The sequence below is a fragment of the Pseudotenacibaculum sp. MALMAid0570 genome, assembly GCF_040151415.1.
In the GTDB taxonomy this organism is placed as follows: domain Bacteria; phylum Bacteroidota; class Bacteroidia; order Flavobacteriales; family Flavobacteriaceae; genus Polaribacter.
The window spans coordinates 286,927-304,044 of the sequence record NZ_JBDKWF010000046.1 but is presented as its reverse complement, the minus strand read 5'-3'; the positions used below and the strand labels follow the sequence as shown (position 1 = coordinate 304,044).

Annotated in this window: 16 protein-coding genes; 6 read left to right on the top strand and 10 right to left on the bottom strand. The window is 32.7% G+C overall.

From position 1 onward, the window contains the following. The 3 genes from AAON49_RS06055 to AAON49_RS06045 form a co-directional block, all read right to left on the bottom strand. Positions 1-1,008 carry a sensor histidine kinase gene (locus AAON49_RS06055; RefSeq protein ID WP_349553377.1) on the bottom strand — a complete coding sequence of 336 codons (1,008 nt, stop codon included), beginning with the start codon at positions 1,006-1,008 and terminating at the stop codon, positions 1-3. A gap of 18 nt (positions 1,009-1,026) precedes the next feature. Then, positions 1,027-3,402 carry a TonB-dependent receptor gene (locus tag AAON49_RS06050; RefSeq protein WP_349553375.1) on the bottom strand — a complete coding sequence of 792 codons (2,376 nt, stop codon included), beginning with the start codon at positions 3,400-3,402 and terminating at the stop codon, positions 1,027-1,029. 164 nt (positions 3,403-3,566) lie between these two features. Continuing rightward, positions 3,567-4,274: a zinc metallopeptidase gene (locus AAON49_RS06045; protein ID WP_349553373.1), complete on the bottom strand. Its 708-nt coding sequence runs from the start codon at positions 4,272-4,274 to the stop codon at positions 3,567-3,569. A gap of 92 nt (positions 4,275-4,366) precedes the next feature. On the opposite strand from AAON49_RS06045, the gene AAON49_RS06040 reads away from it, so the two are divergent. The 6 genes from AAON49_RS06040 to AAON49_RS06015 all read left to right on the top strand — a co-directional run bounded on the left by AAON49_RS06040 (position 4,367) and on the right by AAON49_RS06015 (position 8,727). Then, a complete protein-coding gene (locus AAON49_RS06040; protein ID WP_349553372.1) occupies positions 4,367-5,395 on the top strand; it encodes an asparaginase in 1,029 nt (342 codons plus the stop codon). A gap of 222 nt (positions 5,396-5,617) precedes the next feature. Further along, a complete protein-coding gene (locus AAON49_RS06035; protein WP_349553370.1) occupies positions 5,618-6,331 on the top strand; it encodes a MotA/TolQ/ExbB proton channel family protein in 714 nt (237 codons plus the stop codon). A 9-nt stretch (positions 6,332-6,340) separates the two neighbouring features. Then, positions 6,341-6,811 carry a hypothetical protein gene (locus AAON49_RS06030; protein ID WP_349553369.1) on the top strand — a complete coding sequence of 157 codons (471 nt, stop codon included), beginning with the start codon at positions 6,341-6,343 and terminating at the stop codon, positions 6,809-6,811. 3 nt (positions 6,812-6,814) lie between these two features. Beyond that, entirely contained in the window at positions 6,815-7,447 is a 633-nt protein-coding gene (locus AAON49_RS06025) for an ExbD/TolR family protein (protein WP_349553367.1), read from the top strand. Between the two features lie 20 nt (positions 7,448-7,467). Next, positions 7,468-7,932 carry an ExbD/TolR family protein gene (locus AAON49_RS06020; RefSeq protein ID WP_349553366.1) on the top strand — a complete coding sequence of 155 codons (465 nt, stop codon included), beginning with the start codon at positions 7,468-7,470 and terminating at the stop codon, positions 7,930-7,932. 120 nt (positions 7,933-8,052) lie between these two features. Then, positions 8,053-8,727, top strand: a complete 675-nt coding sequence (locus AAON49_RS06015; RefSeq protein WP_349553364.1) for a porin family protein — start codon at positions 8,053-8,055, stop codon at positions 8,725-8,727. On the opposite strand, the gene AAON49_RS06010 is transcribed toward AAON49_RS06015, so the two are convergent. The 7 genes from AAON49_RS06010 to tsf all read right to left on the bottom strand — a co-directional run bounded on the left by AAON49_RS06010 (position 8,719) and on the right by tsf (position 17,035). Next, positions 8,719-9,321, bottom strand: a complete 603-nt coding sequence (locus tag AAON49_RS06010) for a hypothetical protein (RefSeq protein WP_349553363.1) — start codon at positions 9,319-9,321, stop codon at positions 8,719-8,721. The two genes, AAON49_RS06015 and AAON49_RS06010, sit on opposite strands and share 9 nt — an antisense overlap. Then, positions 9,321-10,778 carry an RNA polymerase factor sigma-54 gene (rpoN, locus tag AAON49_RS06005; protein ID WP_349553361.1) on the bottom strand — a complete coding sequence of 486 codons (1,458 nt, stop codon included), beginning with the start codon at positions 10,776-10,778 and terminating at the stop codon, positions 9,321-9,323. Before rpoN ends, AAON49_RS06010 begins: the two co-directional genes overlap by 1 nt. Before the next feature lie 28 nt (positions 10,779-10,806). Next, positions 10,807-12,240 (bottom strand): asparagine--tRNA ligase, encoded by a 1,434-nt coding sequence (gene asnS / locus AAON49_RS06000; RefSeq protein WP_349553360.1) that lies wholly within the window; start codon positions 12,238-12,240, stop codon positions 10,807-10,809. 110 nt (positions 12,241-12,350) lie between these two features. Next, on the bottom strand, positions 12,351-14,720 hold the full coding sequence (locus AAON49_RS05995) for an efflux RND transporter permease subunit (RefSeq protein WP_349553359.1): 2,370 nt from the start codon (positions 14,718-14,720) through the stop codon (positions 12,351-12,353). Between the two features lie 94 nt (positions 14,721-14,814). Continuing rightward, positions 14,815-15,369, bottom strand: a complete 555-nt coding sequence (gene frr / locus AAON49_RS05990; protein WP_349553357.1) for a ribosome recycling factor — start codon at positions 15,367-15,369, stop codon at positions 14,815-14,817. A gap of 13 nt (positions 15,370-15,382) precedes the next feature. After that, positions 15,383-16,090, bottom strand: coding sequence for a UMP kinase (gene pyrH / locus AAON49_RS05985; protein WP_349553355.1), 708 nt, complete (start codon positions 16,088-16,090; stop codon positions 15,383-15,385). Positions 16,091-16,213: 123 nt separating this feature from the next. Next, positions 16,214-17,035 (bottom strand): translation elongation factor Ts, encoded by an 822-nt coding sequence (tsf, locus tag AAON49_RS05980; RefSeq protein WP_349553354.1) that lies wholly within the window; start codon positions 17,033-17,035, stop codon positions 16,214-16,216. Between the last annotated feature and the right edge of the window lie 83 nt (positions 17,036-17,118).

Here is a 17,118-nt window from a genome sequence, read left to right as displayed (position 1 = left end):
TTATTCACTTAAGCTAATAATGGGAATTGCAATACGAAATTCTTTTTCAGAATCGTCAATGTTTATTTTCTTGTCTGAAAGGAGTTGATACCTTGTTTTCAAATTGTCAAGGCCAGTTCCTAGTGATTCGCTTTTAAAGTTTGTTGTTGATTTTTGATTGGCAATGTTCAGCCATTCACTTTCTATGGAAATAGAAGTTTTTATAGAACCATTGCTTTTGGGTTTATTATGTTTTACTACATTCTCAAGTAATGTTTGGATGGATCCTGTAGGGATGAACTTATCTTGAATTGATGTGTTTTTTTCAATGGTAAATTCATAGTCATTTCCAAAACGAGTTTCAATCAAGAAAATATAATTTTCTGCAAACTGAATCTCTTTTTCTAACTCCATTACTTCAGCATCCTTGGTTTGAATTAAATATCGATAGATTAATGAGAGCCTATTAATATATTCTTTTGCTTTTTCAGAATCACTGTCGATAAGCGAATCAAGTGTATTCAGGTTGTTAAATAGAAAATGAGGATCTATTTGAGAACGCAATAATTTTAGTTCGTTTTCTTTTTGTTGCTTTTCAATCGTAAGAAGTTGAGTTCTTCCTTCGTAGAATTTCTTAGTAAGTAAAATTCCTAATGGGAAAGCAACCAAATCCGATCCTACATCAATAGTAATTATTAAGAACCTAAAACCTTTGGGGAATTTAGCCCAATCATTATTACCAGTCCAAAAACCAGTTGCATAATCGGTTACTCCAGCTATGATTAAAGAAATGAGTCCAAAAACAACAAAATATAGATACTTTTTTTGTGTTACAATATACTTTGGAATCAACCAGAAGGTGAAAATATAAACAAGTCCGAATGAAAGCAATACATCTAAAGGAATATCTATAAGGTATTCAATAAGTGCGTTGTCTGATTTGTAGTAATCGTATATGGCCAAACCAGAGGAAACACTATAAAATGCTGCCAGTAATAAAACATCGGATTTGTTTAATTTTCTATTCATCAGGAGTTAAATATACAACTAGTTATTATCATTGATACGGTTTTCTTCATCTCTTGATGAATTTCTTTTCGCCTTCTTTTTGCCAAACTGAGAACCAAAGCTATATACAAATCGTAGTTGAATATTTTGTCTAGAACCATTACTCTCTACATTCGCATTTCCGTTTCCGTAATCGATGGTTCCTACAAAACCTCTGTTTAACACCTTGTTAATTCCTAGGTTCACTTTTAGTTTGTCATTCATAAACTTTTTCCCGAAAGAAGCATCTAAGTTTGCCAACCAATCTACATCTATTTGACCTTCCAAAGCACCAGTTCCATAGTTACCGCTTACCTCAAAATTGATGTCCCAAGGCAATTGATAACTCGCTTGAACAAACCAGAATAAATTCCATTTATCTAAATCTACGTTATATGTTGATGATTGAAAGTCTGTGTGGGTTACGATAAAACCTGTATATCCTTCTAAGCCTTTTACAAAATTTAAAGGAGCAAATAATCGGAAGTTCCAGTTGGTGTTATTTTCAACATTTACTTCTCTTTGTCTTATCTGAGCAGTTGTGTTGTCTTGTTGAATTAATTGAAAGATTACATCCTTAGTTTTACTATAACCAATAGTAAAGAATGGCTGCCCATCATAGGTTAAATTGAATTGATAGTTATTGGTGAATGATGGTTTTAAATTCGGATTTCCTTCACCGGCAGAAAATGGATCTAAAAATGTCGCGAACGAGTTTAAGCTATTATATGATGGTCTTTGAATTCTATAGCTATAAGATAAACTAGCACCTAAGTTTTCTGTCAATTTTCGACTTAATGATGCACTTGGAAATAATTTTTTAATAGGTCTTTGTTGCACTTGTTCTACCAACATATTGTTATCCATGAAACGTGAAGTTCCTTCGGTATTACTGTCTTCATATCTTAGTCCTCCCGAGAAAGACCATTGCCCAAAGCTAGCGTTTACTTTAGAGTATAAAGCAAAGATGGTTTCATCTATTAAGAATCTACTGCTCTCATTTGCAACAAGGTCGAAATTACCTAAGTTGTTTTCTAACAAGGATTGTAAATCATTATCTGTAGCCACATCTGCATATCGAGTTCCAAAACTAAGCTTTAGGTTTTCGGAGAATGTTTTTGAGTAGTCTGCTCTGTAGGTTTTAATGTTGTAGTTTCCATCTTGAATATATCTTCTATCTGTAAAAGGAACTGTACTACCAACTAAATCAGATAAGGTATTTGTATTATCATTTGTAAAATCCACAAAATTAAAATCAATAACTAATTTTTCAGTATCTGAGTTATACTCATAATAAGGATTGATATTATAATCTACGCGATCTCTATCAAAACTGTTTTCTGAGAATAATGTATTGGAATTCGTTGCATCAGATATTACAGTTGTGCTTCGAGCAATTCTTGTTGATTTTCGGTTGTTCCAACGACCTCCAATTCCAATTGAATTTTTTTCATTGATATAATAATCTAGACTTCCACTAATGTTGAAATTGTCAGGATCATAAGGTTCTTTGGTTACTTGATCATACGTTTCATTACCAACAGATCTAACAAGAAACAGATCGTCTCTCCATGTGGGTTGAGAATAGTTTACACTAGTTTGCCAGTTTAATTTGTTTTTGTAGCTAGCAATAGAAAATCCTGTACCATATTCAAATCCTTCGTCTTCACCAACCCAAAAACGAGTGCTTCCATGAGTACCTAATCGAACATTCTTTTTCAAAATAATATTAATAATAGCACCAGATCCCGAAGCTTCATACTCTGCTCCTGGTTGCTCTACCAACTCTATTTTAGCAATGTTGTCAGCAGGAAAATCTCTCAGTAATGTTTGTACATCCATGTATTCTGTGGTTTTCCCATTGATTAGAATTCGAACACCTCTATTACCTGCAATAGAGATACCGTTATTAGTAACCAAAACACCTGGAATTTTCCTCATTACATCTTGTAAATTGGTATTTAGCATTTCTGATTTTTCTAAATCAACAATCAACTTTTCTGCTGTTTGTTTAATAACCGGACGTTTGCTTTTTACTACTACTTCATTAAGCGTTTGACTCTCTTCTTTTAATGTAATATTGAAAGTTTTGTTGCTGTTCAACTCAAACTCTTTGATTTCTTTGGTTTCAAAACCAAGCATAGAAACTTCTATTTTGTAAGTTCCATTAGGGATGTTTTCAAACTGATAGCTCCCATTATCATCAGACACAGCTCCTTTAGGAGATGCGTCTTTGTTAATAGAATATAGTACAATGTTTGCGTATGCCAATGGCTGATTTTCTGTGTCTAGGACTTTTCCGCTAATTGAGTTTTGAGATTGAATAGAAAAAAGTCCTAGAAAAAAAATAAAGACAAATGTTAGGTTGGTTTTCATGGTATTTTGTTTTGACGTTGTAAAAATTCTCATTTATAAGTAGGTATAAAATCAAATTCTGATGAATTGGGTTAAATTCAAGTTGAATAGATGTTTAACCTCTACTAAAAAGAAAAGACGCTTTCAAAACTGAAAGCGTCTCCTATAACTTCAAAACTTTTTTATTAATCTCTATTGGCAAGAATTTGGAATCCCCAGTAAAGTAGCATTGCTAAGGATCCTAAAGCAGCTACTAAATATGTTCTTGCGGCCCATTTTAATGCATCTTTAGAGCCTTCATATTCTTGTTGACTTACCATGTTTTTATTTTTCAACCATGCTAAAGCTCTATTACTGGCGTCGTATTCTACAGGCAGTGTAATGAAACTAAATATAGTTGCCATGGCCATTAAAACAAGACCAGCGATAGCTATATTAAAACCCATTCCTGTATTTGATGTCGCTGCTCCTAGAATAATTCCCCCAATAACCAGCCACATCGAAAAACGAGAAGAAACATTAACAACAGGAACCAATTGTGTACGCATGGTGAGCCATTGGTAAGCATTAGCATGTTGCACAGCATGCCCAACTTCATGTGCTGCAACGGCTGCAGCAGCTGCATTTCTTTGATTGTAAACGCCAGCACTTAAATTCACTGTTTTGTTTTTAGGATTATAATGGTCGGTTAACATTCCAGGTGTAGAAATGACTTTCACATCTCGAATTCCATGATCGGCTAACATCTTTTCTGCAATTTCTGCCCCGCTCATTCCATTCCTTAATTGAACTTTAGAGTATTGTTTGAACTTTCTTTTTAAGGTGTTACTTACTGCCCAACTAAAAAGTGTAATTCCTCCTATTATTAATAAATATATTGGATCGTATATCATAGTATGTATTTTAAAATTTTATTCGACTTTTGTACAGTAAATTTATAGCATAAATTATTCCAATTGATTTTATCATTAAAATGAATGACAAAATGGCAACCAAAAGAAATATACTATTGATCTATACTGGAGGAACGATAGGAATGATAAAAGATTATGACACGAATGCATTAAGAGCATTTAATTTTTCTCAAATCCTTGATAATATTCCAGAACTGAATCAATTAGATTGTGATATTGAGTCGGTTTCCTTTGATGAACCTATAGATTCGTCAAACATGAATACTCATTATTATGTTAAGATTGTAGAAGTGATTGAAGAGAATTATAAAAAATTTGATGGCTTTGTGATTTTAACAGGTTCAGATACGATGTCTTACACATCTTCTGCAATTAGCTTTATGTTAGAAAATTTACAAAAACCAGTTGTTTTTACAGGATCTCAACTACCAATAGGATATCTAAGAACAGATGCTAAGGAGAACCTAATTACTTCCATAGAGATAGCTAGTGCTTATAATAATGGTAAGCCTATTATAAGTGAAGTTTGTTTGTATTTTGAGTACAAACTATATAGAGCAAATAGAACAACAAAGTTAAGTGCAGAACAATTTGAAGCATTTGCTTCAATGAATTATCCACCATTAGCAGAAAGTGGAGTGCACCTTCACTTTAATGAAAACTTATTATTAAAATCAAAACAGGAAAGTTTGATTGTGAGGAAAGACTTGGTTACAGACATTGCTATTTTAAAATTATTTCCAGGAATTTCAAAAAATGTAGTAGAAAGTATTTTAAACATTCCAAATTTAAAGGGAATTGTTATGGAAACCTACGGAGCAGGTAACGCACCTACTGAAGATTGGTTTATAGATTTGCTTTCTGATACGGTAAAAAAAGGAGTACACATAGTTAATGTAACTCAATGCTCTGGAGGTTCTGTGATTATGGGTCACTATGAAACCAGTACTCGGTTAAAAGAAATTGGAGTTATTGGAGGAAGTGATATTACTACGGAATCTGCTATTGCCAAATTAATGTATTTATTAGGTGCAGGTTTGAATAAAGAAGAATTTGTAAAGTATTACCAAGAATCTTTACGTGGAGAAATTTCAAATTAACAAGGAAATTGTTAAATCTTTTTGTTTTTCATAAATCTCCCAGAAATACCCTATATTTTTTTTTAAGAAACCAACTATTTTTTGTTACTTGCTGTCCGCAATAGGATAAAGTATTGTCTTGGCTTGATTTTTGAAGGACTTAGACACATGTGATTTTATTTTGTTGCAAGTAAAATTTCATATATTTAACCCGTTAACTATTAAAAATTAATTATAACAACGATGAAAAAAGTAGTAAATGTCCTAACAGTTACAGGATTTATGTTTTTTGGAGCCATTCAGTCTATTTCTGCACAAGAAGCTGAACAAACTTTTCACCAAATTTTAAAACAACGTTTTATTGAAGGAGGACCTTCATTTATGGGAATTGTATTAGTTGCTCTAATATTAGGTTTAGCAATTGCTATCGAAAGAATTATTTATTTAAACATGGCTACAACAAATACTAAGAAATTAGTTGCTAGTGTAGATGATGCTTTAAGTTCTGGTGGTGTAGAAGCTGCAAAAGAAGTTTGTAGAAATTCTAAAGGGCCAGTTGCATCTATCTTTTACCAAGGTTTAGATAGAGTTGATGAAGGAGTAGAAGCTGCAGAAAAAGCTGTAATTGGTTATGGTGGAGTTCAAATGGGATTACTAGAGAAAAATGTTTCTTGGTTATCTTTATTTATTGCACTAGCACCGATGTTAGGGTTCATGGGAACTGTAATTGGTATGATTGAAGCTTTTGATAAAATTGCTGTTGCAAACGATATCTCTCCTGCGGTTGTAGCAGACGGTATTAAAATTGCATTATTAACAACAGTATTTGGTTTAATTGTTGCAATTATCTTACAGATATTTTACAATTACATAGTTTCTAAAGTAGATAGCATTGTAAACAACATGGAAGATGCTTCTATCACTTTAATCGACTTATTAGTGAAATATAAAAAATAGTAAGTAATTATGAATAATAATAAATTAACAAAAGTACTTACTATTGTAGCTGTTGTTATAGCGTTAATAGGTGCTTTTTTCTACATCAGAATTTTATCTGCTGGTGATGAAGCTATCGAAAGTACAGCTGATTTACAAAACTCTATTATTTCTCCATTCGTTTGGGTTACAATTATAGTTTTAGGAATTGCTGTTGCAGCGTCATTAATTTCATCAATTTCTAGTTTAATCAAAAAACCAGAGCAGTTAAAGAAAACTCTTTTAAGCATAGGAGCATTAGCCGTAGTGTTGGTGATTTCTTATTTCTTACATGATGCTTCAGAAGTAGTAGATGCTTCAGGAAAAGTGTTAGATGGAGGAGCTCAAGGAGAAACTTCAAATGTTTGGTCTAGTACAGGAATTTGGTTTAGCGTAATTCTTGGTGCTGTTGGATTAGGAATGTTCCTAGTAGATATGGTAAAAAGTTTAGTAAAATCTTAGAATATGGCAAGAAGAGATATACCAGAAATTAATGCGGGGTCTATGGCCGATATCGCGTTTCTGTTATTGATTTTCTTCTTAGTAACCACAACAATGAATGTTGATTCAGGAATTTCTAAGAAGTTATCAGAGAAACCACCGCCAGATTATAAACCGCCTATTATCAAAGAGAAAAACATCTTTGAGGTAAACATCAACAGAAATAATGAACTGTTGGTAGAAGGTGAGTTGATGGAAATAAAAGACTTGAAAGAAGCTGCCATTAAATTTATTGATAATGGTGGAGGAGTTGGAAAACCAGGAGAAGATGGAACACCAGGATCACCTTGTGATTATTGTCAAGGAGAAAGAAGTGAGTCTTCTTCAGACCACCCTAACAAAGCAATTATTTCGGTTCAAAGTGACCGTGGTACAGAATATGGCACATATATTGAGGTACAGAATGAGTTGTTGAAAGCTTATACTGTATTAAGAAATAGATTGTCTCAACAACGATATGGAATGTTGTATACTGAGTTGGAAAAAGCATATAAAGATAGTCAACGTCAAGATGAAGATCTAAAAAAGAAGGTTGAAGATATTAAAACTTCATACCCTCAAATTATTTCTGACGCAGAACCAACTTCTTCTAATTAACAATTTTAAAATTATAGAGTATGTCTAAGTTTAAAAAGAAGAAAAAAGGTATGCCAGCAGTAAATACTGCCGCTTTACCAGATATCGTTTTTATGTTGTTGTTCTTCTTTATGGTAACAACAACAATGAGAGAGACTTCTTTGTTAATAGATACGCCAAGACTACCAAGTGCTACTGAAATTAAAAAATTAGAGCACAAAAGTTTGGTAAGTACTATTTATGTAGGAAAAGCTAAAGATGCAAAATACGGTACAGGGTACAATAGAATTCAATTGAATGATAAGATTGCTACACCTGATGATGTTCCGGCATTTATCTTTAGAGAAAGAGAAGATGTATCAGAAGGAGAAATTCCTTTTATGACAACTTCTATCAAAGCAGACAGAGAAGCTAGTGTTGGTATTATTACCGATATCAGATTAAAATTAAGAGATGTTAATGCCTTAAAGTTGAGTTATTCAACTAATACAGGTACAGACAACTAAAAATTTGTCATCAAGTTATAAAAAAGGGAATTCAATTATGAGTTCCCTTTTTATTTTGTACAAATAACAATAATCTAATTATTCCAAAGTTGTATTTTTGAGTAGAACCTTAAAAGCTAAATGAAAAAAACAATACTCTTCTTTTTTCTAGTACTGTCAATTAGTATTGGAAATGCTCAAAAAGACTCTTTGCAGTTAGGTGATCGATATGCAGAAGATCAACTGTACTTTCTTATTGCTTATGATCAACTATTTGATCAGCCAAGTCAAGTAGGAGGAAGTGGGTTTTCGTATGGACTTTCTTCTGGATTCATTAAAGACTTTATTTTAAATAAAAGAGGAAGCGTATCTGTTGGAATTGGTATTGGATATAGTTTTGATTCTTTTAATCATGGACTTAAAGTCTCTGAAATTAACAATGCAATTACCTTTGAAGTAGACAATACAATTACATCTAATAAACTTTCTATTCATAGTTTAGAATTTCCTCTAGAGATTAGATGGAGAGACTCTAATGCAAATAAATATAGTTATTGGAGGATATATACTGGAATCAAAGTAAGCTATAACTTATCTAATACTTTTAGATATAATGATGGGGCTCAAACGTTCTCCTTTAAAAATGTTTCAAGGTTTAATCAATGGCAATACGGATTAACAATGTCTGTTGGATACGATGCATTTACAGCACATGTTTACTATGGTTTAACACCAATTCTTAAAGACTCTTCAATTGGAACAACGGATATTTCTACAAAAATTATTAAGATAGGATTGATTTTCTATCTATTGTAAGAAAGAAAAAATAGCAAACTGACTTATCATTCCGATGAAAAAACCTAAAGCTAGTTCTTGAGGTGTATGCGCTTTTAAATACAAACGAGAACTGGCCAAGAGTCCTGACAATAAAATTAAGACCATTACAATGGGAAGTAATGATAGATAATAGATATTAGAAATAATTAGAAAAAAACTTACGGCATTTCCCATTGAAACTAAGTGTAAACTAGATTTTAATTTGAAACTAAAAAGTAGGTAAATAATAACAAGGCTTAGTGATGTTCCAAAAAATAACAATCCTAAATTTCGCAATGTTGGAAGATTTGCTAAAGTATTTCCTAATAAGTAGAACAAGACAATCATAAAAATAACAGGAAATCGTCTTTCTTTGATTGTCTTAACTTGAAAGTCTTCAATAATTCCAAGCGATTTTAACACAATTAAAGCGAGTAAAGGAATTAAGTATGTGATTCCAAAAACCAAAGCTAACAGCAAAAGTTGTTGTTTTTGAGTGACTGATTGGTTGACAAAAATAAAGTAAAGCAAAACTCCTAAAGTAGGAATTACGATAGGATGTAAAATAGTAGATATTACCTTGTGAAATCTCATTAGATTTCCTTTCTAAGTCGAGCTACAGGAATATCTAACTGTTCTCTGTATTTAGCTACAGTTCTTCTTGCAATTGGATACCCTTTCTCCTTCAAAAGCTTTGAAAGCTTTTCGTCCGTTAAAGGTTTCTTTTTATCCTCTTCACCAATTACAGTCTCTAAAATCTTTTTAATTTCTCTGGTAGAAACATCTTCCCCTTGATCGTTTTTCATCGATTCAGAGAAAAACTCCTTAATCAGTTTTGTTCCATAAGGAGTAGAAACATATTTGCTATTGGCAACCCTAGATACTGTAGATACATCCATATTAATCTGGTCTGCAATATCTTTCAAAATCATAGGCTTTAACTTACGCTCATCACCTGTTAGGAAATAATCATATTGATAATGCATGATAGAATTCATCGTTACCAAAAGTGTTTGTTGCCTTTGTTTAATAGCATCAATAAACCACTTGGCTGCATCTAACTTTTGCTTGATAAAAAGTACTGCGTCTTTTTGAGATTTACTTTTCTCAGAAGATTCTTGATATCCTTTTAACATGTTGTTATATTCTTTTGAAACATGTAGCTCAGGAGCATTTCTTGCATTTAACGTTAAATCTAATTCACCATCTAAAATTCGAATGGTAAAGTCAGGAACAATTTGTTCTGCTATTTTATTATTACCAGCATAAGAACTGCCTGGTTTCGGATTTAATTTTGAAATTTCTGTGATAACATTTTTTAATTGCTCTTCAGAAATATCAAATTTTTCCAATAACTTCTTATAGTGCTTTTTCACAAAGTGATCAAAAGCATTCTCTAATATATTAATAGCAAGGTTACGAGTAACATCTTCCTTTTTAACCTTAAGCTGAATAATTAAGCACTCTTTTAAATCTCTAGCTCCAACACCAATAGGGTCTAAAGTTTGAACAACTTTGGTTAAAAGTCCTTCAACTTTTTCTTCCGTTGTGAAAACATTTTGAGTAAAAGCAAGATCATCTACAAGATCAATAATGCTTCTTCTTATATAACCACTATCGTCAATACTACCCACTAAAAACTCACAGATAGAACGCTCTTCTTCATCAATGCGAAAAGTATTCAATTGATTTTTTAACGATTGATGAAAGGTAGTTCCAGCTGCATAAGGAATATGCTTCTCATCATCATCAGCAGAGTAGTTATTTGTTTGTGTTTTGTAATTAGGAATCTCGTCATCACTTAGATACTCATCAATATTAATGTCTTCAGTATCTATTTTTTCTGTTCCGTCATCATCATATTCATTTGCTAAAGAATCTTCAAAACTATCAGGTTCTTCTTTTCCAGTATCCAATGCAGGATTTTCCTCAATTTCTTGTTTTAGACGCTCTTCAAATGCCTGAGTTGGCAACTGAATAAGTTTCATCAACTGAATTTGTTGAGGAGATAGTTTTTGTAAAAGTTTTTGTTGTAAACTTTGTTTAAGCATATGATTAAAGATACAAAAAGAAGCCTAATTAAAACTCAGCATTTTGAGGTGTTCTTGGAAAAGGAATAACGTCTCTAATGTTACCCATACCTGTTGCAAATTGAACCAAACGTTCAAAACCAAGTCCAAAACCAGAATGAACTGCAGTTCCGTATTTTCTAAGATCTAAATACCACCACAATTCTTTTTCATCAATATCCATGGCTTGAATTTTTTCTTTTAAAACATCCAAACGCTCTTCTCTTTGACTACCTCCGGCAATTTCTCCAATACCAGGGAATAAAACATCCATCGCTCTTACTGTTTTACCATCGTCATTCAAACGCATGTAAAATGCTTTTATAGAAGCAGGGTAATCAAATAAGATTACTGGGCATTTAAAATGCTTTTCTACTAAAAATCTTTCGTGTTCAGATTGTAGATCAGCTCCCCATTCGTTGATTGGAAATTGGAACTTTTTCTTTTTATTAGGTTTTGAGTTTCTTAAAATATCAATAGCCTCAGTATAACTTACTCTTTTAAAATTGTTGTCTACTACAAAATGAAGTTTTTCTAGTAGTCCCATACCACTTCTTTGCGCTTGTGGTTTTTGACTTTCTTCTTTTGCATAACGTTGGTCTAAGAAAGTTAAATCTTCTTTACAGTTTTCTAAAACATAGCTTAAAACAGATTTGATAAAATCTTCAGATAAATCCATGTTTCCATCCAAATCCATAAACGCTACCTCAGGTTCAATCATCCAGAACTCAGCCAAGTGACGTGTTGTATTCGAGTTTTCAGCTCTAAATGTAGGGCCAAAAGTATATACTTTTCCTAATGCCATTGCATAGGTTTCTGCCTCTAATTGTCCAGAAACTGTAAGGTTGGTTTCTTTTCCGAAAAAGTCCTGTGAATAATCAACCTCACCTTCTTCAGTTAATGGGATTTTAGTTGGATCTAATGTGCTTAAACGAAACATTTCACCAGCCCCTTCAGCATCAGACCCTGTGATAATAGGTGTATGTACATAGTTAAAGCCGTTCTCTTGGAAATATTTGTGAACAGCAAATGACAGCGCTGAACGCATTCTCATTACCGCACTAAAAGTATTAGTTCTTACACGTAAATGTGCATTTTCGCGTAGGAACTCCATGCTGTGTTTTTTAGGCTGTATTGGATATTCTTCGGGGTTTGAATCTCCCAAAATTTCAAGCTCAGTAACTTGAATCTCTACAGATTGTCCTTTTCCTTGACTCTCAACCAAAGTCCCAATAATGCTTACAGCAGCTCCTGTTGCAATTCTCTTTAAAAGAGCTTCATCAGTATTTTCAAAATCAACAACACATTGAATATTATGAATAGTCGAACCATCATTTAAAGCAATAAAACGATTACTTCTAAATGTTCTTACCCATCCTTTAACAGCTACTTCTTGTAAAAATAAATCCGATTTTAATAATTCGGCTACGCTACTTACTTTCATTTCTTCTATAATTCAATAATTGATTTTGTTACCAAAGGCACAAAGATACTTTTTTGGCAGAAAATGAGCAATGAATGCCTAAGGAATAATGGTAAGATGTTGTTAGAAAACTACTTGTTCTGTTCTTCCTGTGGAATGATCTTAATTGCAGGTTCTTTAAAGACTTTCTTATTAGCAATCTTGTCTTCAAAAGTAAGCAACAATGAAGGAAGTAATAACAGGTTAGATACCATTGCAAATAACAAGGTAATAGATACCAATCCACCTAGGGCTATCGTTCCTCCAAAGCTAGATACTGTAAAGACTAAAAAGCCAAAAAAGAGTACAATAGATGTATAGAACATGCTCACTCCAGTTTCTCTTAAAGCAGCATATACCGATTTTCGAATTGCCCAATTATTTGCGATTAACTCTTGACGATATTTTGCAAGAAAGTGTATTGTGTCATCAACAGAGATCCCAAAAGCTATACTAAAAACTAAGATAGTTGAAGGTTTTATAGGAATATCAAAGAATCCCATTAATCCAGCAGTAATAAGAAGTGGCAACATATTTGGAATGATGGAAATCAGAATCATTCGTAATGATCGGAACATCCAAGCCATAAATAAGGAGATTAATACAATAGCAAGAGAAAGTGAGAAGACCAAATTACTAATTAAATAATTGGTTCCTTTTAAGAACACCAATGCTTTTCCAGTAAGTGAAACACTATAACGTTTGCTAGGAAATTCTTTGTCTATTACTTGCTGTAACCTCTCTTGAATATTGTCCATTTTATCTGTTCCAATATCTTTCATAAAGGTTGTAATTCTTGCATATCTACCAGTAGAATCAACAAAATTCTTAAGCATGTCTGCATTTCCATCAGAATTTCTTGTGTAAGCAAAAATATAACTCTGTTCTTGTGAAGAGGGTAATTGATAATATTTTGGGTTTCCTTTGTAGTAAGCCTGTTTAGAGTATTTTACCAAGTTTACTATAGATATTGGTTTGGATAGCTCCGGAAATGATCCTATTTCTTCATTGATTTTTTCCATTCTTTTCAGAGTGGAAAGCTTCATGACTCCTTTTTCTTTTTTCGTATCGACCAAAATTTCTAGAGGCATGATTCCTCCAAATTCATTTTCAAAAAATTTGATGTCTTTATAAAAAGCTTTGCTCTTAGGCATGTCTTCTATGAGGCTTCCAGAAACTCTAATTTGATACAATCCTATAATTCCTAGTATGATAATGGCAACTGTAGTAATATACACAGCAATTCTTTGCTCTCGCACCATTTTTTCCATCCAATTCACCACATTTTCCATCCATTGTCTCTCTAGATGATTTAAATGTTTTTCTTTAGGCGTAGCCATAAAACTATATAGGATAGGAATAATTAAAAGGGCTAAAATAAAAATGCTAATGATGTTTAATGAAGCTAGAATACCAAACTCACGTAACAGTTGACTTTTTACAAAAACAAAGGTTGCAAACCCTGAAGCAGTTGTAATATTTGTCATTAAAGTGGCATTTCCAATCTTACTAATCACGCGCTGTAAAGCTTTTGCCTGCTGACCGTGTTTTTTAATTTCTTGCTGATACTTATTAATTAAGAATACAGCATTTGGAACTCCAATTACAATAATAAGTGGAGGAATTAAAGCAGTTAATACAGTAATCTCATATCCTAAAAGACCAATAAATCCAAAGGCCCAAGTTACCCCAATTGTTACCACTAAAAGAGTAATAAAGGTGGCTCTAAACGAACGGAAAAAGAAGAAGAATATTAATGCAGTAATCAGTAAAGCTCCTCCAACAAAAAGACCAATTTCATCAACAATGTTTTGTGAATTCACTGTTCTGATATAGGGCATTCCTGATACTCTAACATCTAAGCTTTGTTCTTTTTCAAATGCCTTTATAATGGGATCTAATTTTTGAAAAACAAATGTTTTTCGAGCCAGAGTGTTTACAATCTTTTTGTCTAAATAAATAGCAGTTTGAAGAGTTCCCGTTTCTTTATTATAGAGTAAATTGTCATAAAACGGAAGCTTTTCAAAAAGCTGTTTCTTCACTTCATTTACCTCTTGTTTTGTGTCAGGGACACTATTGTATAAAGGTTCTAAGATGAATTTTCTGTTCTTTCTGTCGGCTCGTAATCTTTTAACATCAGCTATAGAAACTGTAAAATCAACTTCTTTTAATGTGTCTAACGATTTTGCTAATTGATTCCAAGCATTGAATTTTTCAGGAGTAAAAACAGTAGAATCTTTTATTCCAAGAATAATTAAATTGCCTTCCTCACCAAAGATTTCTAAAAACTGATTGTATTGAATATTTACTTCATGATTTTCTGGGAGAAGATTGGCTTCTGTATATGAAAACTTCATATACTTCATTTGGGTTACCAAAAAAGCAGTAAAAGCAGCTATAAGAATGAGTACCAGATATCTATTCCTTAAAATAACTCTTGATACTCTAGACCAGAAATCCATTTCAAAAATTTTAGCAAAGGTAGTTATTTGAAGTGATTAGAGAGCATAAAAAAAGAGTGCAATTGCACTCTTTTACTATATATGTATATTGAATTTAAACTGTCATAATTTCTTTTTCCTTAACAGCAAACATTTCGTCTACTGTATTTACGTAAGAATCAGTTAAATCTTGGATGTCTGTTTCCGTATTTTTTTTCAAATCATCAGAAACATCTAATTTTTTTACATCATTATTAGCATCCTTTCTAGCATTTCTCACACCAACTTTTGCATGTTCTGCCTCTGCTTTGGCTTGCTTTGCCAAATCTCTACGTCTTTCTTCTGTTAAAGGAGGAACATTAATGATGATACTCTCTCCGTTGTTCATTGGGTTAAAGCCAATATTAGCAATCATAATTGCTTTTTCAATTTCTTGAAGCATTTGTTTTTCCCAAGGTTGAATACTAATTGTTCTAGCATCGGGAGTATTTACATTGGCAACCTGACTTAAAGGAGTTTGAGAACCATAGTAGTCTACAGTAATATTTGCCAACATAGATGGAGAAGCTTTTCCAGCTCTAATACTTCTTAATTCTTTTGCTAAATGATCAATTGCGCTTTGCATTTGTTCTTTTGCAGCGTCAATAATAAATTCTATTTCTTCATTCATTGCTAAAAATCTTTTATTGATTAACGATTGTTCCTATTGGTTCACCAGAAACTAATTTTAATAAGTTTCCTTTTTTGTTCATATCAAATACAATAATAGGCAATTTGTTCTCTTCACTCAAAGTAAAAGCAGTCATATCCATCACTTTTAACCCTTTGTTAAGAACATCTTTGTATGTAATTGTGTCAAATTTGATAGCATTTTTATCCTTTTCAGGATCTGCATTGTAGATTCCATCTACACGAGTTCCTTTTAATATGGCATCGGCATTAACTTCAATAGCTCTTAGAACAGCTGCGGTATCAGTTGTGAAATACGGATTTCCAGTACCTGCTCCAAAAATAACAACTCTTCCTTTTTCTAAATGACGATTGGCTCTTCTTTTGATGTAAGGTTCTGCCATTTCTTTAATCTCGATAGCAGTTTGTAAACGAGTGTAAATTCCTTCGTCCTCTAGAGCACTTTGTAAAGCTAATCCATTAATACAAGTAGCTAACATTCCCATATGATCTCCTTGAACGCGGTCCATACCATTACTAGCACCAGCTACTCCTCTAAAGATATTTCCCCCGCCAATAACAATGGCAAGTTCAATTCCTTTATCAACAACTTCTTTGATTTCTTTGGCGTATTCTTTCAGGCGTTGTGGATCAATTCCGTATTGTCTTTCGCCCATTAAGGCTTCTCCACTTAATTTTAAAAGGATTCTTTTGTATTGCATAGTTTTGAAAAGTTGAGCAAAACTAAGCATTTTTTTTCTTTTAAGACTGAGAGCCGTAAATGAAAAAACCTCGCATTCCGAATCGTTGGAAGCGAGGTTTTTATATTTAAAACTATAATTAGCTTATCCTAAAGCAACACGTTTAAAGTCTGTAACAGACACATCACCAATAGTTTTTACGTATTGTGCAACGCTTTGTTTGCTGTCTTTAATGAATGCTTGATTTACTAAAGTATTATCTTTAAAGAAACGCTTGATTTTTCCTTTTGCAATATTGTCTAACATTGCTTCAGGTTTTCCTTCAGCTCTTAATTGATCTTTAGCAATCTCAATTTCTTTTTCAATTACTGTAGCGTCAACTCCTTCTTCGTTTAAAGCAATTGGGTTCATTGCAGCTGCTTGCATAGCAACATCTTTAGCTACAACAGCAGAACCTTCTACATTAGAAGATAAGCCAACAATAGTAGCAATTTTGTTACCAGCGTGAATGTATGATCCTACAAATGGAGCTTCAACAACTTCAAAAGCATTGATATCTAATTTTTCACCAATTACTCCTGTTTGTTCAATTAACTTCTCACTAACAGTCATTCCATCAAAATCAGCAGCTAAAAATTCTTCTTTAGAAGCATGATTTAAAGCAACTTCAGCTAATTCATGAGCTAAGCTTACAAAACTTTCGTTTTTACCAACAAAATCAGTTTCGCAACCTAACACGATAGAAATTCCTTTCGTATTGTCTGCATTTACTTTTGCAATTGCAGCACCTTCAGTAGATTCTCTATCTGCTCTTTTAGCAGCTACTTTCTGACCTTTCTTACGTAAGATCTCGATTGCTTTATCAAAATCTCCTTCTGCTTCAACTAATGCTTTTTTACAATCCATCATTCCAGCACCAGTTGCCTTTCTTAGTTTGTTTACTTCTGCAGCGGTTATTTTAACCATTTTTCTTATTGTTTATTTGTTGATTTGCCTAATTGTTAAATCGAATAATTTAAACAGTTAAACGAATCAACGATTACACATTT

Coding starts and splice junctions, on each gene's coding strand:
- AAON49_RS06010 (WP_349553363.1), bottom strand. CDS start 9,321: ATGAGATTTCACAAGGTAATATCTACTATTTTACATCCTATCGTAATT.
- pyrH (WP_349553355.1), bottom strand. CDS start 16,090: ATGCAATACAAAAGAATCCTTTTAAAATTAAGTGGAGAAGCCTTAATG.
- AAON49_RS06040 (WP_349553372.1), top strand. CDS start 4,367: ATGGCAACCAAAAGAAATATACTATTGATCTATACTGGAGGAACGATA.
- AAON49_RS06020 (WP_349553366.1), top strand. CDS start 7,468: ATGTCTAAGTTTAAAAAGAAGAAAAAAGGTATGCCAGCAGTAAATACT.
- AAON49_RS06055 (WP_349553377.1), bottom strand. CDS start 1,008: ATGAATAGAAAATTAAACAAATCCGATGTTTTATTACTGGCAGCATTT.
- tsf (WP_349553354.1), bottom strand. CDS start 17,035: ATGGTTAAAATAACCGCTGCAGAAGTAAACAAACTAAGAAAGGCAACT.
- AAON49_RS06025 (WP_349553367.1), top strand. CDS start 6,815: ATGGCAAGAAGAGATATACCAGAAATTAATGCGGGGTCTATGGCCGAT.
- AAON49_RS06035 (WP_349553370.1), top strand. CDS start 5,618: ATGAAAAAAGTAGTAAATGTCCTAACAGTTACAGGATTTATGTTTTTT.
- AAON49_RS05995 (WP_349553359.1), bottom strand. CDS start 14,720: ATGGATTTCTGGTCTAGAGTATCAAGAGTTATTTTAAGGAATAGATAT.
- frr (WP_349553357.1), bottom strand. CDS start 15,369: ATGAATGAAGAAATAGAATTTATTATTGACGCTGCAAAAGAACAAATG.
- AAON49_RS06030 (WP_349553369.1), top strand. CDS start 6,341: ATGAATAATAATAAATTAACAAAAGTACTTACTATTGTAGCTGTTGTT.
- AAON49_RS06045 (WP_349553373.1), bottom strand. CDS start 4,274: ATGATATACGATCCAATATATTTATTAATAATAGGAGGAATTACACTT.
- asnS (WP_349553360.1), bottom strand. CDS start 12,240: ATGAAAGTAAGTAGCGTAGCCGAATTATTAAAATCGGATTTATTTTTA.
- rpoN (WP_349553361.1), bottom strand. CDS start 10,778: ATGCTTAAACAAAGTTTACAACAAAAACTTTTACAAAAACTATCTCCT.
- AAON49_RS06015 (WP_349553364.1), top strand. CDS start 8,053: ATGAAAAAAACAATACTCTTCTTTTTTCTAGTACTGTCAATTAGTATT.
- AAON49_RS06050 (WP_349553375.1), bottom strand. CDS start 3,402: ATGAAAACCAACCTAACATTTGTCTTTATTTTTTTTCTAGGACTTTTT.